The organism is Specibacter sp. AOP5-B1-6, from assembly GCF_052376555.1.
Classification (GTDB): Bacteria; Actinomycetota; Actinomycetes; order Actinomycetales; family Micrococcaceae; genus Specibacter.
The window spans coordinates 16510-37194 of sequence record NZ_JBQSVT010000025.1; the positions used below are offsets into that span (position 1 = coordinate 16510).

The 20685-nt window shown below is 64.5% G+C and carries 16 protein-coding genes, 1 tRNA gene and 1 pseudogene; 9 read left to right on the plus strand and 9 right to left on the minus strand.

Annotated elements, in window-relative coordinates; translation table 11 throughout:
* Nucleotide 1 precedes the first annotated feature (1 nt).
* Nucleotides 2–781, minus strand: coding sequence for a 2-C-methyl-D-erythritol 4-phosphate cytidylyltransferase (ispD, locus tag ACT3TS_RS13120; RefSeq protein WP_444531965.1), 780 nt, complete (start codon nt 779–781; stop codon nt 2–4).
* A 143-nt stretch (nt 782–924) separates the two neighbouring features.
* Nucleotides 925–1407 (minus strand): CarD family transcriptional regulator, encoded by a 483-nt coding sequence (locus ACT3TS_RS13125; protein WP_283531423.1) that lies wholly within the window; start codon nt 1405–1407, stop codon nt 925–927.
* Between the two features lie 275 nt (nt 1408–1682).
* Between ACT3TS_RS13125 and ACT3TS_RS13130 the strand changes: the two genes are divergently transcribed.
* Nucleotides 1683–2270, plus strand: a complete 588-nt coding sequence (locus ACT3TS_RS13130; protein WP_444531966.1) for a hypothetical protein — start codon at nt 1683–1685, stop codon at nt 2268–2270.
* A 180-nt stretch (nt 2271–2450) separates the two neighbouring features.
* Here the strand turns inward: ACT3TS_RS13130 and ACT3TS_RS13135 are convergent, their stop codons facing one another.
* From ACT3TS_RS13135 to ACT3TS_RS13145, 3 genes are all read right to left on the minus strand, one after another.
* A complete protein-coding gene (locus ACT3TS_RS13135) occupies nt 2451–6788 on the minus strand; it encodes a beta-galactosidase (protein WP_444531967.1) in 4338 nt (1445 codons plus the stop codon).
* 172 nt (nt 6789–6960) lie between these two features.
* Nucleotides 6961–7641 carry a response regulator gene (locus ACT3TS_RS13140; protein WP_444531968.1) on the minus strand — a complete coding sequence of 227 codons (681 nt, stop codon included), beginning with the start codon at nt 7639–7641 and terminating at the stop codon, nt 6961–6963.
* Between the two features lie 15 nt (nt 7642–7656).
* Nucleotides 7657–8970, minus strand: a complete 1314-nt coding sequence (locus tag ACT3TS_RS13145) for a sensor histidine kinase (RefSeq protein WP_444531997.1) — start codon at nt 8968–8970, stop codon at nt 7657–7659.
* A 171-nt stretch (nt 8971–9141) separates the two neighbouring features.
* On the opposite strand from ACT3TS_RS13145, the gene phoU reads away from it, so the two are divergent.
* Nucleotides 9142–9804 (plus strand): phosphate signaling complex protein PhoU, encoded by a 663-nt coding sequence (gene phoU, locus ACT3TS_RS13150; RefSeq protein WP_444531969.1) that lies wholly within the window; start codon nt 9142–9144, stop codon nt 9802–9804.
* 242 nt (nt 9805–10046) lie between these two features.
* Here phoU and ACT3TS_RS13155 read toward each other — a convergent pair whose 3' ends face one another.
* On the minus strand, nt 10047–10793 hold the full coding sequence (locus tag ACT3TS_RS13155; protein WP_444531970.1) for a phosphoglyceromutase: 747 nt from the start codon (nt 10791–10793) through the stop codon (nt 10047–10049).
* Between the two features lie 408 nt (nt 10794–11201).
* Between ACT3TS_RS13155 and ACT3TS_RS13160 the strand changes: the two genes are divergently transcribed.
* Nucleotides 11202–12110 carry a class I SAM-dependent methyltransferase gene (locus tag ACT3TS_RS13160; RefSeq protein ID WP_444531971.1) on the plus strand — a complete coding sequence of 303 codons (909 nt, stop codon included), beginning with the start codon at nt 11202–11204 and terminating at the stop codon, nt 12108–12110.
* A gap of 116 nt (nt 12111–12226) precedes the next feature.
* On the opposite strand, the gene ACT3TS_RS13165 is transcribed toward ACT3TS_RS13160, so the two are convergent.
* Both ACT3TS_RS13165 and ACT3TS_RS13170 read right to left on the minus strand, forming a co-directional pair.
* A complete protein-coding gene (locus ACT3TS_RS13165) occupies nt 12227–12586 on the minus strand; it encodes a DUF2516 family protein (RefSeq protein ID WP_444531972.1) in 360 nt (119 codons plus the stop codon).
* Between the two features lie 184 nt (nt 12587–12770).
* Nucleotides 12771–14003, minus strand: coding sequence for a trans-sulfuration enzyme family protein (locus tag ACT3TS_RS13170; RefSeq protein ID WP_444531973.1), 1233 nt, complete (start codon nt 14001–14003; stop codon nt 12771–12773).
* A 152-nt stretch (nt 14004–14155) separates the two neighbouring features.
* On the opposite strand from ACT3TS_RS13170, the gene tmk reads away from it, so the two are divergent.
* The 5 genes and pseudogenes from tmk to ACT3TS_RS13195 all read left to right on the plus strand — a co-directional run.
* On the plus strand, nt 14156–14854 hold the full coding sequence (gene tmk, locus ACT3TS_RS13175) for a dTMP kinase (protein ID WP_444531974.1): 699 nt from the start codon (nt 14156–14158) through the stop codon (nt 14852–14854).
* Nucleotides 14851–16020, plus strand: coding sequence for a DNA polymerase III subunit delta' (locus ACT3TS_RS13180; RefSeq protein ID WP_444531975.1), 1170 nt, complete (start codon nt 14851–14853; stop codon nt 16018–16020). The genes tmk and ACT3TS_RS13180 overlap by 4 nt, the downstream gene beginning before the upstream one ends.
* Nucleotides 16021–16038: 18 nt before the next feature.
* Nucleotides 16039–17589 carry an alpha/beta hydrolase gene (locus ACT3TS_RS13185; RefSeq protein ID WP_444531976.1) on the plus strand — a complete coding sequence of 517 codons (1551 nt, stop codon included), beginning with the start codon at nt 16039–16041 and terminating at the stop codon, nt 17587–17589.
* 99 nt (nt 17590–17688) lie between these two features.
* A tRNA-Thr gene (locus ACT3TS_RS13190) sits at nt 17689–17761 on the plus strand.
* Nucleotides 17762–18090: 329 nt separating this feature from the next.
* Nucleotides 18091–18402: pseudogene (locus tag ACT3TS_RS13195) on the plus strand (low temperature requirement protein A); the annotation flags it as partial.
* Nucleotides 18403–18420: 18 nt separating this feature from the next.
* Here ACT3TS_RS13195 and ACT3TS_RS13200 read toward each other — a convergent pair.
* A complete protein-coding gene (locus ACT3TS_RS13200) occupies nt 18421–19509 on the minus strand; it encodes an IS110 family transposase (protein ID WP_209676708.1) in 1089 nt (362 codons plus the stop codon).
* 295 nt (nt 19510–19804) lie between these two features.
* Between ACT3TS_RS13200 and ACT3TS_RS13205 the strand changes: the two genes are divergently transcribed.
* Entirely contained in the window at nt 19805–20599 is a 795-nt protein-coding gene (locus ACT3TS_RS13205) for a low temperature requirement protein A (RefSeq protein WP_444531998.1), read from the plus strand.
* The last annotated feature ends 86 nt before the right edge of the window (nt 20600–20685 follow it).

The following is a 20685-nucleotide window of genomic DNA, read 5'->3' on the forward strand; positions in this document are numbered from 1 at the left end:
GCTATCCTTCAATCCAGCGGGGCCGCAGCGGGCCTTCCAGCATGGCCTCGGCCAGCAGCAGGTCCATGGGGGTTGTGATCTTGAAACTGTGGGTTGAGCCCTGGACCACATAGACGTCCTCGCCCAAGGCTTCCACGAGCATGGCGTCGTCGGTGATGCGGGAGGCGGCTTCGTCGTCGAGCGTCAAGGCATGTGCGTAGGCGCGGCGGAGAGTTGCCAGCTCAAAGCCCTGGGGCGTCTGCACCGCGCGCAGCTGGTTTCTGGCCGGCGTGCCCACAACTTTCTCAAGCCCGGCACCCGTGGCGGGGAGGTTGGCCGGCACAACGGTTTTGACGGTGTCGGAGACGGCCAGTGCCGGGATCACGGCTTTTGCACCGTCCTTCAGGGCCGCTGCAATGCGGTTGAACACGCCCGACGGTACCAACGGCCGGGCGGCATCGTGGATCATCACGGTGGTCACGCCCTCGGCAACTTTGGCCAACGCGGCGTACACCGAATCCGATCTCTGCGCACCGCCTTCAACGACACTGAATGCCAAACCGGCGGTGGCCGCCTCGGCGCCGAGCTTCCCGCACATGGCCGTGAGCTCCTCGTCACCTGCAGGGATGGCCACACAGATTTGCGCGGCAATGCCCGACTTCAACACGCCGCGGACGGCATGGACAAGCAGCGCTTCACCGCCCAGCGGCACCCGTGCCTTGGGTACTCCATGGCCCAGGCGCTGCCCGGATCCTGCTGCAACTATCACGACGGCACACGATCCAGCCTTCATCTCAGTCATAATCCCTACAATAGTCCGGCGCACCGGCATTGTGCCGGTGATCGTGCCGGGGCCTGGCTGCTGGCCCTGCCGGGACAGGTGGGCAGCTCATGAAAAAGCCCCTGCACCGCTGGGTGCAGGGGCCTTGCCAATCTCGCTAAAAACTATGAAGCCAAAACCTCGTCAAGAACTTCGGCTGCCTTGTCTTCATCAGTCTTTTCCGCCAGTGCAAGCTCGGAAATCAAGATCTGACGTGCCTTGGCGAGCATGCGCTTCTCGCCCGCAGACAAACCGCGGTCATTGTCCCGGCGCCACAGGTCGCGAACAACCTCTGCAACCTTGATGACATCACCGGACGCAAGCTTTTCCAGGTTTGCCTTGTAACGGCGAGACCAGTTGGTGGGCTCCTCCGTAAACTCCGCGCGCAGCACTTCAAAAACGTGCAGCAACCCTTCCTTGCCTACAACATCGCGAACCCCAACAAGGTCTACATTCTCTGCGGGAACTTCAATTGTCAGATCCCCCTGCGCAACCTTGAGCTTGAGATACATCTTCTCTTCACCCCGGACAGTGCGCATTTTGATCTCTTCGATCTTCGCCGCACCGTGGTGTGGGTAAACTACTGTCTCGCCGACCTCAAAAAGCATGTGGATTCTCCCTTTCCAATACTTCTAGTTTACCACGGTTAACCAGCCACTCCCTTGAGTTTCCGCAGGTCAGGGCCCGCCATCGCTACGCTGACCGCGCAATTGCTCCAACAATTGGAGAATGGTCATCCCCTTGACTAACGGACGCCGAAGTGCAGTCCGCGGCCGGGGCCTCCCCCAGCAAAGTTGCACCCGGATGGCGGAAGAGTACATTTACCGCAATTACGGATAAGCTGGGCAAAGATATTTTGTCTTTTCCCTGAGGAGTTACTGACGTGAGAATCGTTGCCGGCATCCGCGGTACCAAACGAGCGCAACGCTTGAGCCTGATTGCAGCCATCGGCATTGGTGCCATGACATTCACCGGCTGCAGCGCCATCAACCAGCAAAGCACCGCCATGGCGGTCACCGTTTCCGACGGCGTGCACTTGGACATGGGCCAGCTGGAATTGCGCAACGTGTTGATCGTTTCTGAAGCAGAGGGCGCTCCCGGCCGTGTCACGGGCACGTTCTACAACACGGCAGACTCCGACATCACCCTGACGTTCAGCGGCGCCCAGGGCGCCCAGACTGAAATCACCGTCCCGCCGGGTGCGCCGCTGGTCCTCAACGATCAGGCTGACCAGGCCATCCTCAGCACAGTGGCCGAACGCCCGGGCAGCGTTGAGACCCTTGAACTGCGCCAGTCCGGCGCCGGAACTGAAACAGCCTCATTGCAGGTCCCCGTGCTTGACGGCACCTTGGCCGAGTACAAGAACTTGGTGCCCACAGTTGCCCCGACGGTGGAACCGACCGCAGAGCCCAGCACCTCCCCGCAGGACGAGGCAACCGAAGAAGCCGCAGAACCCACCGCTGCACCGTAGCGGCTGTTTTTGGCAGGACGAGTTTTTAGCTAGTTTTCAGCAAGACAGTGTTTAGCAAGACAGTGGGGCCGGTTGCTTTGATGCAACCGGCCCCACTTTTTTGTGCCCTTGCTGGGCCACTACCCGGCTGTGCACCGTTGACTTGCAACGGTGCACAGCCGCCAACCTGCCCCGCTGCGGCTAGTGTCCGGGCTTCCTGCGACGGATCACCATGACGGCCGCGGCACCGGCCGCCAGCAGCAAGATCGCCACCCCGGCGATCAACGTGCTGTTGGCGCCTGTCGTGGCCAGATCATCTTTCGTCGCGGCAATGCCTGCCGGCGTGGACGGTTTCGCCGGCATGCTGGCAGCGGCCGAGCCCTGACCAGCCGGTGTTGCATTGCCGGCGGGCACTGCACTTTCCTCGGGTGCTGCCGGGTCGGTGGGCACTGCACTTTCGGTCGGTATTGCCGGGTCGGTGGGGACAGTACTTTCCGTCGGTGATGCCGATTCGGACGGCGTTGCAGTTTCAGACGGCGCAGCACTTTCGGAAGGCGTTGCCGTTTCGGTCGGCGCGGCACTTTCGGTCGGTGTTGCCGGGTCGGTGGGCTCGGTGCCCGCCTCAGCCACAACAATGTCGAAGGACTTGGCGCCCAGAACAGCGCCGGAGACAGCATCCTTGATGGTTGCCGTTGCCGTAAACGTGCCCTGCGCAGCAAAGCTGTGTTCGGCCGAGAAGGCGCCATTGGCAACCGGGACCGTCACCGGCTCGCTGTCGTCACCAAAGGCGACCACCGCATCCGTCAATGCGCCGTCACCAATCGCAGCCAGCGCCGAGGTGCCGCTGACGACCGCCGTCGCACCGACGTCGTACGACGGCTTGACAGCCGCTGCCGCAACAACCGGCAGCGTGTAGTCCGGCGCCGTGTTCAGCGTGGTGGGCACGCCGCCGAGGCTGGTTCCGCGATCAACCAGCGTGAAGGAATCCGGGCCCTGGGCGTCCCGCTCCGTGGTGAGGGCAATGGCGAGCGTGTTGCCCCCGGCCTTGTTCAGGAAGCCGCTCGGGATGGTGAAGGTGCTCTGCGGGCCGACGTTGCCGACCCAGGTTCCGGTGTTCCAGCCGTTGACGTAAATGACGGCCCGGGCAAAGGACTGGCGGCCGTCGTCGAACTTGGCGTCGTTGACCTTCAGCGCGATGGCAGTGTCGGTGCCGGCCGGAACATCCAGCTCAAAGTTGCTGCGGTACCAGGTGACCCCGGCTTTGGCAGGCTTGAAGTCCGTGGCGTCGGCCCACTCGCTGTCGGGGTAGTCCGGCAGGTACCAGCCGGCGCGTTCACCGTAGAGGCCGCCGGTGTTGTACATGGTGCGGTCCGTGTCGACCGGGGCTGCCATGCCCTTGGCGCCCTGCAGCTTCCAGGTGACGGCGCCGCTGCTGGGCAGGACCGCATCAAAGAGTCCGCGGTTCTGGCGTGAAAGGCCGTCATCGCTCCAGTCAAGGTTTTGGCCCTGGTTGCGGACAACTGCCGACACCACTGTTTCTTCGCCGGACTTGATGACGCCGGCGGGAACCTGCAACGTCTGCATGCTGCCGTTGGCGGCCGCGGCGCCGGCAAAGGTGCCGTTGACCCAGACGAGCATGTTCGCGGCGCTGCCGCCCTGCCCCTGCAGCTGGATGCTGGTGGCAGCGGAGGAAGCCGTGAAGTGTGCCCGGTACCAGGTGTCGCCCTCGTAAAAGCCGTGGAACGCCGTGTCCAGGACCTTGCCCTGGTTGGGGCCGGGGCCCTGGCGGGTGTTGGCCGCCGTGGTGGCCGTTGCTTCCAGCCACGCGGAATCGTCAAAGTCCGCGGCGGCCTCCGGGTTTTCGCCCGAGACCTTCCAATTGGTCAGCTCCGGCAGCACGGCGGGGGCCGGCCCGGCCAGGTCAGCCACAAGCTGTCCGGTGGCGCCAACAGTCGTGGCCAGCGCCGCACCGTTCCAGCTCACCTTCGTGACCCCGGCGGGTGCATAGACACCGATCGTTCGGGCTTCCTTGGTGTCGCCCACCAGGTTGACGGTGTCGCCGTCGAACTCGGCTGAGCGCAACAGGTCGACGCCGGTGGCCATGACTGTCTTGTTGGCGTCAGTCTTGTTGGCGCCGGCGCCCTTGACCGCACCTGCAACAGTCCACTGCAGGCCCGTTTGGCTGCGGTCGGTGGTGACGATGGTCAGGTCCGGGGCGCCGCCGCCGCTGATCCTCACCGCGATGCCGTTGCCGTGCACATAGTTCAGGCGCAGCATCTTGGCCGCCGCATCCCAGGTGGATTCCACGGCAGTGCCGTCCAAGGTGGCCACCTGCGGTTCGGAGGCGTATTGGAGAACTGTTTCGCCGTCGTCGCCCTTGGCACCGTTCAGCACCAGCAGGGTGCCGTTCTCGACGGGCAGCTTCGTAAACAGCTCGGAGGTGCTGTACATCAGCTTCTGGCCGTTGAAGGCGTAGTCGGCGATGACCATGTTGGCGTCCCGGCCGTGCAGCTGCAGGAACGTGCCGGCCTTCTGCGGGATCCGCGCAAAGCTGATGGCGTCCGCCGGCACCTCCGGGGCGGTCTCCCCCGGTGTCGTCGGGGCGGCGATGACGTCAAAGGCATCGATGGTGACGTTGGTGCCGGAGCTCGCCGCGTCCTTCTGGCCGGTGACCACGATCTTGAGGGTGTGCTCGACGCTGGCATCCAGCCCATCCTGCTGGAAGGCCACGTACTGGAAGTTCGCGTTCTGGCCGCGGTAGGTGTTGGTCTGGCCAACCTTCACGCCGTCGAGGTAAACATCGCCATAGCCGTGGTTGATCGACTGTGCCGCGATGACGCGGATGCCGGCACCGGTGAACTTGTACTCAACGGAGTCGCCCGTGGTGTCGCTGAACGTTTCGGTGCCCTTGTAGTTGCCGGCCGCCCACGCCTCCCCGTTCGACTTGCCCCAGGTGCCGGTGTAGGTGATGGCGTCCGTGTCCCGGTCATCAGTGGTGTAGCTGGTTTCGATGACGTCCTCGCGCGGTGAGAGCGTCAGGGGCACCGTGAACCGGGCCTCCGTGGTGGTGTTGCTGTCGGCCTGGCGGAAGCCCAGGTAGCGGGCGCCGTTTCCGGAGACCGAATCGGTGTCCAGGTTTTCGGTGGCGATGCGCTGGTAGGAGTTGATGGTGCCGGCGCCGCCGTCGACGGTGACCGGGGCGCCGTTCTGCGGAACCATGTTGGAAATCGGCTCAAAGTCCCGTTGGAAGTAGCCCAGCTCCTTTTGCACGGCGGCCTTGGGCGTGAGCTGGCGGTCCTCGTTGATGGGCGCGCCATAGTCGTAGGAGGTAAAACCGGACGACGGCGATCCGGTCCAGCCCCAGTTCGTGCCGCCATACTGCATGTAGTAGTTGAACATGTTGATGCCGTTGTTGAGGTTGTTCACCCCGTATTGGCGCGTGAAGGCGGGGTCAACAAATTCGGCACATTTGTCGGTGTTGAAGTTCGCGCCCCAGGGTGTGAAGGCGCCGCCCTGGCCCTCGGCAATGAACATGGGGCTGGTGGTTGTCCGCGCGCGGAAGCGGGACTCCATGTCGGGGATTTGGCCGCGGGCGTTGGAGCAGTTGAAGCCCAGCGGGTATTGGTCAAAGGCGTAGTAGTCCAGGCCCACATCGCCGCCAACGGTGCCGCTGCCGGGAACGTAGGCGCCGTTGAAGCCCCAGTCGTTGTGGAAGACGGGCACCGTGATTCCATCACCCTTGATTTTCGTGACCAGCTCCTCCATGAAGGCAGGACGGTCGCCGCCTTCGTTGAGGAGCTCATTTTCGGCCTGGTACGTGACGATGGAGCCGCCGCCGTCGGTGACCTGGTGGTTGACGGCAATCTTGTTGAACGCATCAAGCCAGCTCAGTGACTCGCGCAGGACCTCAGGGTCCATGCTGCGCAGCGAATGTGAACCATTCTTCGTCAGGTACGCCGGAAGCCCGCCCATGGAAATTTCGGCGTTGACGTACGGGCCGGGACGGGCAATGACATACAGCCCCTCTTCCTCCGCCATGGTCAGCAGCAGGTCGATGTCCTTGATGCCGGTGAAATCAAACTGGCCCGGTTCGGTGGAGTGCAAGCCCCAAAAAAAGTACAGGGAGACGGCGTTGAAGCCGCTGGCCCGCATCTTCTGGAACATGTCCCGCCAGTCGTCGGTGCCGGGCAGGCGCCAGTGGTGGAACTCGCCGGACCAGACATTGAGCCGCTCCCCGTCCACCATGAACGACTTCGAATCAAAGGTCACCTCGTGGCCCTGTCCGTCGTTGCCGGGGAAGTTGACCTTGTTGCCTGCCATTGCCGCCGTCGCCGTACTTTCCGTTGTTGCTGTCGATGCTGTCGTTGCTGACGATTCCGTCGTCACCGGGCCTGTCACAACCGTTTCCGCCGACGCACCGGCACTGGTCGCCAGTGCGGGGCTTGAAAAGGTCATCAGGCCCATCGCGGCGGTCGCCATGATGGCCCCGGCCTTCAACCCGCGGTAGCGGCCCGGCGCCTTAAAAGAATGAGCAGTCATGGAATACGTCCCTCAAGTCTCAATGCGGCCGCACCGGCCGACAGGCATGTTATCCGTCACAGCATATGACGCATGCCACACAGGGGCAACCAAAATCTAACTTTTTAGCGCAAGTGACGCATTTATGACAAGAGAGTGCACATAATGCGGGCGGCTTGGGGCCCGCCAAGTCCTAGGGCTCGAACTTGTAGCCCAGCCCGCGCACGGTGACGAGGAATTTTGGTGTGGCCGGGTCGGGCTCGATCCGGCTGCGCAGCCGCTTGATGTGCACGTCCAGGGTCTTGGTGTCGCCCACATAGTCCGAGCCCCAGACCCTGTCGATCAGCTGGCCGCGGGTGAGGACCTTGCCGGCATTGCGCAGCAGCATTTCCAACAGCTCAAATTCCTTCAGCGGAAAGGCGACCGCCTCGCCGTGCACGCTGACCACGTGCCGTTCCACGTCCATGCGCACGGGCCCCGCGTGCACCGTGGAATCCATCAACTCTTCGGGTTCCGCCTGGCGCCGCAGCACGGCGCGGATCCGGGCAATCAGCTCGCGGGAGGAATAAGGCTTCGTCACATAGTCGTCGGCCCCCAGCTCCAGCCCCACAACCTTGTCAATCTCCGAGTCCTTGGCCGTGAGCATGATGATGGGGACGGTGGAGCGCTGGCGCAGGTGCTTGCATACCTCCGTGCCGCTCATGCCCGGCAGCTGCAGGTCAAGCAGCACCAGATCGGCACCACTGCGCTCAAATTCAACCAGCGCGTCCAGGCCGTTGTCGGCCACCTGAACCTCATACCCTTCCTTGGACAGCAGGAACGACAAGGGGTCACTAATGGAATCCTCGTCTTCAACAATCAAAATTCTGCTCACGCTCGTTGCGCTCCTTTAGATCAAGCCGGGGTGCCGGTCGGCGCGGTGCTGCGTGCCGCCGTCGGACGTTGGGTTGGAAAGTTGGGGCAGCCGCACGGTGAACGTGGAGCCCATCTTGGGGGCCGACCACAGTGTCACCTCGCCGCCGTGGTTGCCGATGATGTGTTTGACGATGCTCAGGCCCAGGCCGGTGCCGCCCGTGTGCCGGGAGCGGGCGGCGTCGACGCGGTAAAAGCGCTCGAAGATCCGGTCCTGCTCCTGTGGCGAGAGGCCGTCGCCCTGGTCTGAGATGCTGACGGAGACGACGTCGTCACGCACCGACAGCCCGATGCCCACCTGGGTGTTGTCGGCCGAGTAGCGCACTGCGTTGTCGATCAGGTTGCGCAGGGCGGTGACGAGCTGGGGCTGGTCGCCGTGGACCACCGCCGGGACCTGGCCGCCCACGGCGAGGGTGATGTTTTTGCTCTGGGCGGGCAGGCGGGTCCTGTCGACGGCCTCGGCGATCACGGCGTTCATGTCCACCTCGGTGCCGACGCTGGCCACATCCTTGCCCTGCAGCCGGGACAGCTCGATGATGTCCTGGACAAGGGCTGCCAGCCGCGCCGACTCCTTCATCATCCGTGAGGCGAAGCGGCGCACGGTTGCCTGGTCCTCCGGGGCGGATTCAAGCGCCTCGGCCAGCAGCGAGATGGCCCCCACGGGGGTTTTCAGCTCGTGTGAAACGTTGGCCACAAAGTCGTTGCGGACAGCCTCGGTGCGGGCAATTTCGGTGCGGTCGTCGGCGAGCAGGAGAATGTACTCCTCACCGAGGGGCGCCACCCTGACTTGGATCACCAGCGTCCCCTGACCCGGCGCCCCGTGGGCGCTCATGGAATCCGGGATGGTGCGGGGCTGCCCGGTTGCGGCAGGCGACCCGCCAAGCGCGGCGGCCGACGTTGCTCCCGGCATGGCAGCCGGCACGGCAGCCGGCGCGCTAGCTGGCCTGGTAGCTGGCAGCACCACCCGGGGAAGGATCAAGTCGCGTTCCTCAATGACACCGCCACGCCGGACCCGGTGGGCCAGTTCCAGCAGCTCCTGGTGCACCACCGTGTGGCCGCGGACCAGCCCGAAGGCGTAAGCGCCGGGACTGGCGCGCACCACGCCGTCGACAGTGTCAATAACAATGTAGGCCTTGCCCACCACCGACAGGACTTCGGCGGCGCCGTCGGGCAGTGTCGGCTCGCCAATGTCGGGCGTGAGCCGGCGGGAACGCTCGCTGAGGCTGAACGCGAACATGCCAAAGATGCCCAAGGCCAGGCCTATGAGCCCGGCTATCAGTCCAACCACCATGGGATCCACCAGTCCAGCCTATGCTGTGGCGGCCCCACTTTAGCCAAAACAACCTCTTGGCACCACCCGTTCAACAAACGTTCACCTTATTGTGCCGACGTGTTCATATTCAGGTGGCATGCTGGAGCCTAATGAGGGCCCATGCTGCCCTGCCCATGAAAGGACACACGCGTGCGTAAAGTTTTCCAGGCCGAGCTTCACCAGATTGGCGAGGGACTCATCGAGATTTCCGCATTGGTTGGCGAGGCCATCACCAAGGCCACGACAGCATTTGCCGAAGCCGACCTGCAAACGGCCCAGGAAGTCATTGCCGCCGATGCCCGCATCGACTTCCTGCAAAATGACCTGGACGAACGCGCCATCGACGTCCTGGCACTGCAGGGACCCGTGGCCAGCGACCTGCGCATGATCGTTGGTTCACTGCGGATGAGCGCCTCGCTAGAACGCATGGGCGACCTGGCCCGCCACATTGGCCAGCTCACGCGCCTGCGCTTCCCCAACCACGTCATCCCCGCCTCCCTGACGGAGACGTTTGCCGAGTTGGCGCGCCTGGACATTCTCATTGCCGAAAAGGTGACCGAGTTGCTGGACAGCCGTGATTTGGAACTGGTGGGCGACATTTCCACCGCCAAAACCCAGATCAACAAGCTGCACAAGAGCGTCTTCACCACCATGGCCGCACCGGAATGGAACGAAACCTCCGCAACAACGGTGGACGTGACGCTGGCCAGCCGGTACTTTGAGCGCTTCGGCGACCACGGCGTCTCCGTGGCCCGCAAGGTCTCCTACCTGGTCACCGGCGAATGGCAGCCCGAGGACTTCCTCGCCGTCTAGATTTCCCGGCACCGCACCAGCAGGCCCGCGCCGGGCCGCCCTCATTTATGGGCGGCTCCGGCGCGGACCGGCTGTTTTGTTTTAAGGTTTTGGACTTAAAGCACGACGGCGGGAGGCCACCTTTTCAACAAAGGTGACCTCCCGCCGTCGGACTTCCGGGGATGCAGGCTAAAGGGATTCTTTAGCCCTCATCCCCGCTGGCGCCTATTGCCACTGGATCACATTTCCACGGGGGCGATGTGTTACTTCTTGCCCTGGTTGGCGACGGCCTGGATCGAGGCGGCTGCGGCGTCGGGGTCCAGGTACTTGCCGCCGGGGGTGATCGGGGCGAAGTTCTCGTCGAGCTCGTAGACCAGCGGGATGCCGGTGGGGATGTTCAGGGAGGCGATGGCGTCGTCGGAGATGCCGTCGAGGTGCTTGACCAGGGCGCGCAGCGAGTTGCCGTGGGCCGTGACCAGGACGGTCTTGCCGGCCTTGAGGTCAACCTTGATGTCTGATTCCCAGTACGGCAGGAGGCGGACGAGGACGTCCTTGAGGCACTCGGTGCGCGGCAGGGCGTCACCCAAGTCTGCATAGCGGGGGTCGTGGGCCTGGGAGAATTCGCTGTCGTCGGACAGGGGCGGCGGCGGGGTGTCGTAGCTGCGGCGCCAGGTCATGAACTGCTCTTCACCGAACTCGGCCAGCGTCTGGGCCTTGTCCTTGCCCTGCAATGCGCCGTAGTGGCGTTCGTTCAGGCGCCAGTCGCGCTTGACGTCGATCCAACCGCGGTCGGCCGTGTCGAGGGCCAGGTTTGCGGTGTTGATGGCCCGCTTCAGGAGCGAGGTGTACAGCACGTCGGGCAGAATGTTGTTCTCCACCAGCAGCTCACCGCCGCGGGCGGCTTCGGTGCGACCCTGGTCATTCAGGTCTACGTCCACCCATCCGGTGAACAGGTTCTTGGCGTTCCACTCACTGTGGCCATGTCGAAGCAAAATCAACGTATAAGTCATGCTTTCATCCTACCGGGCGGGGGTGCGTGGACCGGAATTGCTACGCCGGGTTGACCGCGGGCCTGCCGAGGGTGCGGGCGCGGGTGCGGGCGGGTGGCAGCGGGGCGGTGGCAGGTGTGCGCGGCGGGTGGCAGCGGGTGCGGCCGTCCTATTCTGCGCACAACCCGACGCGAGTGTGCCGCATGTCAGTGTCATGCGGCACACCCACCGCCAGTTGTACGCAGATTAGGACAAAAGCGGGTGCCCAGCACCGGCGGAGCGAGGTTGTGGCGGCGGACGCGGGGGCGTGATGTAGAAGCGGCGGTGGGCACCGGCGGAGCGCTTGGCAGCCGGAAATGTGTCCCGTTCCATAGCGCCAAAGAGCCCAAATCGTCTGGATCCGCAGTGCGCGGCAAATAAAATTACCAGGTGGTTCAACGTGCTCAGCGGGTCAGAGGCGCTTCCGCCGACCCCTCCAGCCGAACCTCAAACGGCCCCTCAAGAGCCACAACGCGGCAACGCAACAAGCCCTTTGGCAACGTCACCCGCGGCACCACCAACCCCAACCGCCTGCGCAGGGTCGACCGTTGGCTGGCGGGCCCGCAGGCGTGGCGGCTGGGCCGCGACAGCGCTCCGCTCGTGGTCGACCTTGGTTACGGCGGATCCCCTGCCACGGCAGTTGAGCTCTACTCGCGCATCCACGCGGTCTGCCCCGGCGCGCACGTCACCGGCATTGAAATTGAGCCTGAACGCGTGCGCATCGCCAAAGAACTCGAGCATGAGGGCCTCGATTTCCGTGTGGGCGGCTTTGAAATCCCGATCCCCGGCAATGCCACCATGGTGCGTGCCTTCAACGTGCTGCGCCAATATGACGAGGCCGATGTCCGCCTGATCTGGGACACGGTTTGTTCCCGCCTGACCCCGCACGGCATCTTCGTCGACGGCACGTGCGATGAAATCGGACGTCGCAGCACTTGGGTCGCCCTGGACGCCACCGGCCCGCAGTCGCTGACAATTTCGCTGCGCTTTGGCGGCTTCGAGCTGCCCTCCGACGTCGCCGAACGGCTGCCCAAAGCACTCATCCACCACAATTTTCCCGGCCAACGAATCCACGACTTCCTGCAGGCCCTGGACAAGCATTGGCTCGCCGGGGCACCACTGGCGTCCTTCGGCAACAGGCAGCGCTGGCTGCTCATGTGCCAGAAAATGTACGACGACGGCTGGCCCGTTGTGCGTGCACCCTCCCGTTGGCGTTTGGGCGAGCTCACGGTGGCGTGGTCGGCTGTTGACCCTGCAGCTGTAAAATCATGCGAGGACCTCGTCGGCAGAGGCGCGTAGAAGCGCCTATGCACACCACGGAAGTCCAGTGCAGCGTATGAGTTCACGCTTGGGGGCGCGCGGCGATCAGGGGGCGGCTTGATTGCCTGGCAGACGTGGCTGCCTGGAATGCATGGCTACCAGGAGGAGCCGCGGTTTTGCTGTCCTTTGCCGCGGCCGCGAATCTCAGCCAACACCGGGCGGACATCGGCCAGGTAGACGCCGGCCGCGGTAACCCCGGCCAGGCTGAGGATCAAGCTCATGCCCAGTGGCGGCACGGTGAGGCTCATCAGCGGCGGCAGCACGTAAATGATGCCGAAGAAGAAAGCGCCGCCCGTCAGTGCAGTCCAAAAGGTCTTGCTCCGCTTGTAAACGCGCTCAAAGTCGGATGCGGGTGTGCGCAGGCAGTCGCTCAGGGCCCACCCTTGAACGCCCAGGGCCACCAGACCCAAAGCCACCAGGATGAGAAACTGCACAAAGTTCAAGAATATGACCACGCTTCAAGCTTACAGGCCGACACCGGAGTTGGAAGTGCCCGTCCCACGAACGCAGTTGTGGCCGCCGGATGCCGGCCGGAGACTCAGCCGAAGCGGCTGGCGAAGCCGCCGTCGGCTTTACGGCTCCGGCGCGGTAGCTGGGGCCGACGCGGTAGCCGCGTCTGCCGAAGCACCCGCCAGCCGGCTACTCCGGAGAGACGGCCGGTGTCTCCGAGGCCTCCGTGTCCGGTGCGACTGTCGAGGCACCCGGGGCTGCGAGTGCGAAGGCCTGCTCCAGATCGTTCCAGAGGTCTTCCACGTTTTCGATGCCGACGCTCAGGCGCAGGAGATTCTCGGGAACCGTATCGGGCTCGTTGGCGTGGCGGCGGCGGCGCTCGATGAGCGATTCAACCCCGCCCAGCGATGTGGCCGGCGTCCACACGCACAGCGCCTCAACGACCGCATTTGCCGCCTCGGCCCCACCGGCGACTTCAATGCACAGGATGGAGCCAAAGCCGCTCATCTGTGCCTTGGCGCGGGCGTGACCCGGGTCCGAAGGCAGGCCGGGAAACAAAACTTTCGTGACGCCGTCGTGCGTGTCAAGACGATTGGCCAACACCAGCGCACTGGCCTGCGAGCGCTCAACCCGCAACGCCAGGGTCCGCAGGCCGCGCAATGCCAGCCAGGCTTCGAAGGGGCCGGCGATGGCGCCGTGGATGGAGCGGTGGTGCAGCAGTGTGGCGCGCAGTTCGGGGTTGGACGTGGCCAGTGCGCCCAGGATGACGTCAGAGTGGCCGGCCAGGTATTTGGTCACGGAGTGCAGCACAACGTCGGCGCCGAGCTCCAGCGGTTTCTGCACCAGCGGCGTGGAGAACGTGTTGTCGGTGACGACGACGGCGCCCACGGCCTGCGCGGCGCGGCACAGGACATGGATGTCGGCGACTTCCAGCATGGGGTTGGTGGGGCTCTCCAGCCACAGCATGTCGGCGGCCTTCTCCCCCGCGCCGGTGAGCGCTGCGATGACCTCGTCGTTGTTGGCAATGTCCACGGTCCGCAGCGTGAAGAGCCCCTTCGCCGCCAGCTCCTGCGCCATGACAAGTGCGCCCTGGTACGAGTGGATGGGCATGACCAGCACGCCGCCAACAGGGACGAGCGACAGGGCTGCGGAGGCCGCCGCGAGGCCCGAACTGAATATCAGCGCCGGCAGGGTGGCGCCTTCCAGCTGCGCCAGGGCGTCCTCCAGCGGATCCCAGGTGGGGTTGGAGTAGCGCCCGTAGGCCCGGTCGCCGTCCACCACCTGACCCGTGCCCACATAGGTGGAGGACAGCACGAGGGGCGGGTTCACCGGGGCGTCGTGCTCGCGGGCGGGCCGGCCTGCCGCCACAACCACTGTGTCGGGGCTGAGTTGGTCCGGGTGTGCGGCAGCTGGGTTCGTCATGCTTTCCAGCGTAGACCGCCACTTCCCGGCCGCCGTCCAATATGACGCCAGCCAATATGACACGGTCCGGCAATATTGTGGACAACCGCCGCCTGTGGACAACCCGGCCGCCCGGCGGGGAACCATTCAGCTTGGGCCGGTAGGCTGGTGGGGTGACTGATTCCTCTGCCCCGCTGCCGGGCCTTTTCATAGCCTTTGAGGGCGGCGACGGCGCCGGAAAATCCACCCAAGCCGCGCTGCTCACCCAGGCCCTGTCCGACGCCGGACGCACAGTCGTGCGGACCCGTGAACCAGGCGGCACTCCCGTGGGCGAAAAACTGCGCTCCCTGGTGCTTGAACACGGCCAGGGCGAAATTGATGCCAAGACCGAAGCGCTCATCTTCGCCGCCGCCCGGGCCGCGCACGCCGTCCAGGTGATCAGCCCCGCCATCGCCCGCGGCGAGATTGTCATCAGCGACAGGTACGCCGACTCCTCCATCGCCTACCAGGGTGCCGGCCGCGGTCTGGGCACCGAAGCAATCCTGCAGCTCAACGACTGGGCCACGAGCGGTCTCTGGCCGGACCTGACGGTGCTGCTGGATGTGACTCCCGCCGACGGCCGCGAACGGCGCACGGCCGGCGACGCTGCCGAGGACAGGATGGAATCCGAACCGGACGACTTCCACGCAACCATCCGCACGGCTTTTCTGGCCCTGGCCGCAGCGCACCCGGAGCGCTATCTGGTGCTGCCCGCCCGGGACGCCATCGCAGAGCTGGCACAGGCCATCGAACAACAGGTCCACACCCTTCTTGCCGCACCCGGCAACGGCACCGAGCGCAGCTCCACACCCCAGGGCGTCGGCAGCGCATGAGTGTCTGGGTGGATCTTCAGGGCCAGGAATCCGTGGTGGAGCAGCTTCGCCGCGCCGCCCAGTCAAGCAGCCCCACCCATGCGTGGCTGCTCACCGGCCCGCCGGGGTCCGGACGCTCCAACGCGGCGCTGGCGTTTGCCGCGGCACTGGTGTGCGAACGCCCCGAATTGGCCGCCCGCGGCTGCGGCATCTGCAAGGCGTGCCACACCACCATGAACGGCACCAATGCCGACGTCACCTTCATCGCCACCGAAAAAACCACCATCACCATCGAGGAAGCCCGCAACCTGGTGCGCAAGGCCCACGACAGCCCGTCGTCGGCCCGCTGGCGCGTCATGATCGTCGGTGACGCCGACCGCATGGCCGAGCGCACCACCAACGTGCTGCTCAAGGCCATCGAGGAGCCGCCGCCGCGGACCATCTGGATCCTGTGCGCGCCCAGCCCGGCAGATGTCCTTGTCACCATCCGCTCCCGCTGCCGCACCCTGACGCTGCGCCTGCCCCCTGTGGCCGACGTCGCCGCCCTGCTTGTGCGCCGCGACGGCATCGACCCCGAGCTGGCGCTCACCGCCGCCCGCGCCGCCCAGAGCCACATCGGCATCGCCCGCCGGCTGGCCACCGACACCGGTGCACGGGAACGGCGCGACACCACAGTGCGGCTGCCCCTTAACCTCCGCGATGTCACCACCGCCGTCATGGCCGCCGCATCCGTACTGGAACTGGCCCAGGCCGAGGCCGCCTCCTCCAATGAAGAGCGCGACGCCGTCGAGAAAGCCACGCTGCTGCGGAACCTTGGCGCCCCCGAGACAGGGACGCTGCCACCGCCCATGCGCAGTCAGGTGCGGGCGCTGGAAGACGACCAAAAGCGCCGCGCCAAGCGGTCGGTGACAGACCATCTTGACCGCACGCTCACGGATCTGTTGTCCTTCTACCGGGATGTGCTGGTGCTGCAGCTGGACGCCCGGGGAGGGACCGGCGTCGAACGTGAAAACGTGGAACTTGTCAACGAACCCCTGCGCGGGGCGCTGCAGGACTTTGCTGCCCGCGCCCGGCCAGAGGCCACGCTTGAACGCATGGACGCCATCAACGCCGCACGCCGCCGGCTCACCACCACCAATGTTGCCCCGCTGCTGGCCCTTGAAGCCATGGCAGTCAGCCTGCTCTAACCTGTGAAGGACTCCTGTATGCCTGCCGGAAACACCCGCCACCAGCACAACCGCCGCTCCCGACTGCTCATCGCCGCTGCCGCGGTGGCTGCGATGCTGCTGAGCTCGTGCTCGGTGCTGGCACCAGACCGGCCGGTGGAGACGTCGGCCTCCGCGGATGTGGTGGGGGACGTGCCCGCCGAACTGCAGGATTTTTACACCCAGGCCGTGACGTGGACGTCGTGCAACGGCGGCTTCCAATGCGCCGAGGTTGAGGTTCCGATGGACTACGCCAAGCCCGGCGGAGACTCAATCAAGCTCGCGGTGAACCGGCTGCCAGCAAGCGGCAAACGGCTGGGCGCCATGCTCGTCAATCCGGGCGGACCCGGCGGCTCCGGCGTGGACATGGTCAAGGACGGGGCGCAGACGATGTTCTCACCGAAGCTGCGCGACGCCTATGACGTGGTGGGCTTTGACCCGCGCGGGGTGCAGCGCTCGGCAGGGGTGAAGTGCCTCGATGATGCGCAGATGGATGCGGCGCGGCAGCAGGACTTTGACATGTCCACCGACGCCGGATTTGCCGCCGCCGAGGCCGAGACGAAGACCCAGTCAGACTTGTGCAAGAAGAACTCCGGCCCGGACCTGGGCCACATTGACACCGTCAGCTCTGCCCGCGACATGGACATTCTCCGCGCCGTGGTCGGCGACAAGGCCCTGAACTACATGGGCTTCTCCTACGGCACAAAATTGGGTGCCACCTACGCCGGACTCTTCCCGGAGCGGGTCGGAAAATTCTCCCTCGACGGGGCGATGGACCCCTCACTGGACATAGATGAGGTCTCGATGGGCCAGGCCAAGGGCTTTGAACAAGCCATGCGGGCATGGGCCAAGGATTGCCTGGACACCGCCGACTGCCCCGTTTCCGGAAGCGTCGACGACGCCCTGGGCCAGATCCACGAGTTGAATGCCGTATACGCGGCAACTCCCCAGCAAACTCCAGAGGGCCGGGTGGTGACGGGCACCGAATTCACCGGCGCACTGGCCTTCGGCATGTACTCCACAGACCTTTGGGAGCCCTTGACGGGTGCCCTGAGCCAGGCTTTTGCCGGTGACGCCTCGGGCATGTTGATGTTGGCCGACTTCTCTGCCGACCGCGACTCCGACGGCAAGTACAACTCCAACACCTCCGCTGCGTTCACCGCCATCAACTGCCTTGACTACCCCATGAACTGGGACACCGCGCACATGCGCGAGCAGGCGGAGCAGTTGAAAAAGGCCTCCCCCACGTTTGGGGAGATGCTGGCCTACTCTGGCCTGTCCTGCAAATACTGGCCCGTCCCGGCCACGGGCGCCCCGGCCCCAATCTCGGCAAAAGGCGCCGCACCGATCCTGGTTGTTGGCACCACCGGCGACCCGGCCACACCGTATGAATGGTCGGAGAAACTGGCCAGCCAGCTTGATTCCGGCGTCCTGGTGACGTGGAAGGGCGACGGCCACACGGCCTACGGGCGGGCCAACGAATGCATCACGTCCACGGTCGACGCGTACTTTGTGGACGGCAAGGTGCCGTCGGAGGGAACCAGCTGCTAGCCGTTTGCTTCCGGGCGGATTTTGTACATCCGCCCCGCGCATATTAGAGTTGATTCTTGTGTTCAGCTGACCACTCCAATCGGAGCCTGGCTAGCACAGGCCTCCATAGCTCAGTTGGTAGAGCGTCTCACTCGTAATGAGAAGGTCAACAGTTCGATTCTGTTTGGAGGCCCCGCCAGAACCCCTGAAATCCACGGATTTCGGGGGTTTTTTGCGCTTTCATGTGGCACCATCCGTTCAAAGCATGTACAGGGCCCTGACTCCCATGTGATTACTGGCCAAAAGCCACTTTCCATACACACATTCTGGCCGCTAACCACACCTGGGCTGTTGCGTCACCAACCATCACCATTTCGTCCCCGGGGAACGGCACCGGCATCGCTCCCGCGGTTGAAGTTGTGGTCCGAACACACCAACTCTCCCGGGGATGCGACGCAGGTCTACGATTGGCGCATGGACGGAAAATCCCGGCCGGCTCGGGCACCAGGCCGAGTCCACTGGATGGAGCTGTTTTTCGACTTGGTGTTTGTGGCCTTCGTGGGGCAGCTGGCCCATGGCATCCACGGCGATCCCGGCTGGCCTGAATTCGGCACCTTTGTTCTGCTCTTCTTTCCAGCCTGGTGGGCCTGGGCCAACATTGTCTCCGTCATCAACCTGCTGCCCGGGCTCACGGCAAGATCACTGGGCCTGGCCATGCTGGCTGCCATGGCGGCGTCCGCGCTCATGGCGGCCGCCGCACCCGAAGCCTTTGGCGAACGCGCGTGGGCCTTCTCCCTGGCCAACGCTGCCATGCGCATCCTGCTGCTGGTGCTGTGGACTCTTCTATATCTGTCAAGCCGCTTCCTGCACCTTTGTCGCCTGAGCCGCGGCAGTCAGAATCCTGAACACCCGACGGGCCAGATAGCGCTTGATGCAACGTCGGATTTCTTTGTCGGTCTTACCTTCGGCACGTCGTTTCTCGACGTAGTCGCAGGTTTCAGAGTCGTAGGTCATCCTGGTGATCGCGGCCATGTGAAGAGCACTGTTGAGCCTTCTATCGCCTCCACGGTTCAGCCGATGCCGAACGGTGTTCCCGGACGATGCGGGGATGGGATTCACGCCGGCCAGACAGGAGAAGGCAGCCTCGCTACGGACCCGTCCCTCGTGCGACCACGCCACCAGACATTTCGCCGCGGCGACCGCCTGGAATCCCTTCTCCTCAAGCAGGGGCGCGGCTTCGCTGACCTTGACCAGCTCGTCCAGCTTTTGCTCGTTGGACTCCAACTGCTCACCGAGGTCCAGGATGTGTTTGGCGAGGCGGACCGCCTCGGAGCGGGCGATACTCAAAGCCAGTTCTTCCACGCGTTCACGCCAGCGTGAGATCTCCTCGATCTGGACTGGGGTGAGCTTCCTGCGGGCATCAATGCCGAGATTGTTACTTCGTACCAAAGCGTTCAATGCGTTGATCGAACGGGTACGGCCCTTGGTCATGGACTCGCGGGCGGTGACCAGGATCCGCAAGCCTTGGCGGATCCCTTCATTCAAGCGGGGGCAGCGCAGTTTCTCGACCGGCAACGACAGCACGGCCATGCCCATCCGGTGGGCGTCCAAGGCATCGGTTTTACCGACACCGCGGTTCTTCTTGGCATCCATACGAGGAGCCTCGGTAACGGGGAATCCATGGGCGGCTACGGTACCGGCGAGGATCGCTCCGTAGGACGCGGCTCCCTCGATAACCCAGAGGGTATCGGCGTCGGCGTTGGTGCGGCGTGCGACCCATTTGATGGCGCGGTTGATACCGGCCGCGGTAGTCGGGAAAGACTGCGTATCCAGCAGTGCGCCATTGGTGGCGTCAAGGATGGCGTAGACGTGGTTGCGTGCGTGAGTGTCGACACCCACGACAAATGGGTGGCAATGAGAGACGATAGACAGAGCGGTCACCGTGCTTTTCCTTTTGTGATGGACTTGGTTGGTGGCCGTTGACGGCCGGTACAAGTCCGGGTAGGAATCACTACGGAACAGAACTGTGAGGGGTCACGCCCGTGAGAGTGGACAATCTTCTAATCAAGCTACCGTGGTGGGCCGGACGGGTACCGGCCGAACCATCCTGGTAGACGGACAAGTCCACAAAAGGACACCATGAGGGTCAGTTGTACCAAGGGTCACGCCTGCAGTGTGGAGCGGCCGGTAACTATCCTGCCAGCCAGTCCCAGACCAGCTAAAACAAGTCTCACAGCTGTACCAGCACCGCGAACATTCCGCCGATTCCCCGTGGCGGATCTGGGTCTACAACGGCGGCACGGCCTTGCTCTGGCTCCTCGCCGCGATGCTGCCGCTGCCTGCCGCCGTCGTTCTGTGGGCACTGTCCATCGCCGTCGAGGTCGGCATGGTCGCCAACAGCAATCGCATCGGGGCCGAACGCAGCATGGCCGGAATCAACATTGAGCACGCCTCCGAGCGCCTTGGCTTGTTCGTCATCATCGTCCTGGGCGAGTCGGTCTTCACGATCGTCACCGAGGCGGCCCAGAACTGGAACCCGGGCGCCGGACTGGCGGCAGCGCTGGGCTTCGTCATCGTTGCGCTCCTTGGCTGGGCGTTCTTCCAATACGGCATGGGCACGCTCACCACGGGCCTGCAGGCACTGCGGACCCGCGAGGACTTTACCGGCATCCTGCAAACCACCCTGTTCATGCCGTTTGTCTTGATTGTCGGGGTGACCTCGATCGCCGCGGGCATCGCCACCGCCATCCCCGCCCCATTCACACCGCTGCCCATGGGCGCCGGCATCGCCCTGGGCGGCGGGCTTGCCCTGTTCTACGCCGCCAACGCCACGGTGTCGCTGCGTTACGGCCAGGCCGGGCGCTCTGTCCTTCCGTGGGGCATACCCACAGTGGTGCTTGCGCTGGTGCTGGTCTTCCTCAGCGCAATGGTTCCGGCCGCCGTCGCCCTTGGCCTCGGGGTGGCACTGCTGCTTCTTGCCACCGCCTACGTTGAAATCAAGGCACGACGGCGCCGCCTCCTGGCGCTGTGAGGCTCACCTCGCGTGCTCGGCCAAGCAAGCCGGAACGGGTTTGCGGGCGGCGGGCCCGCATCGGCGCTGGCGTGGGTGGGCAGCGG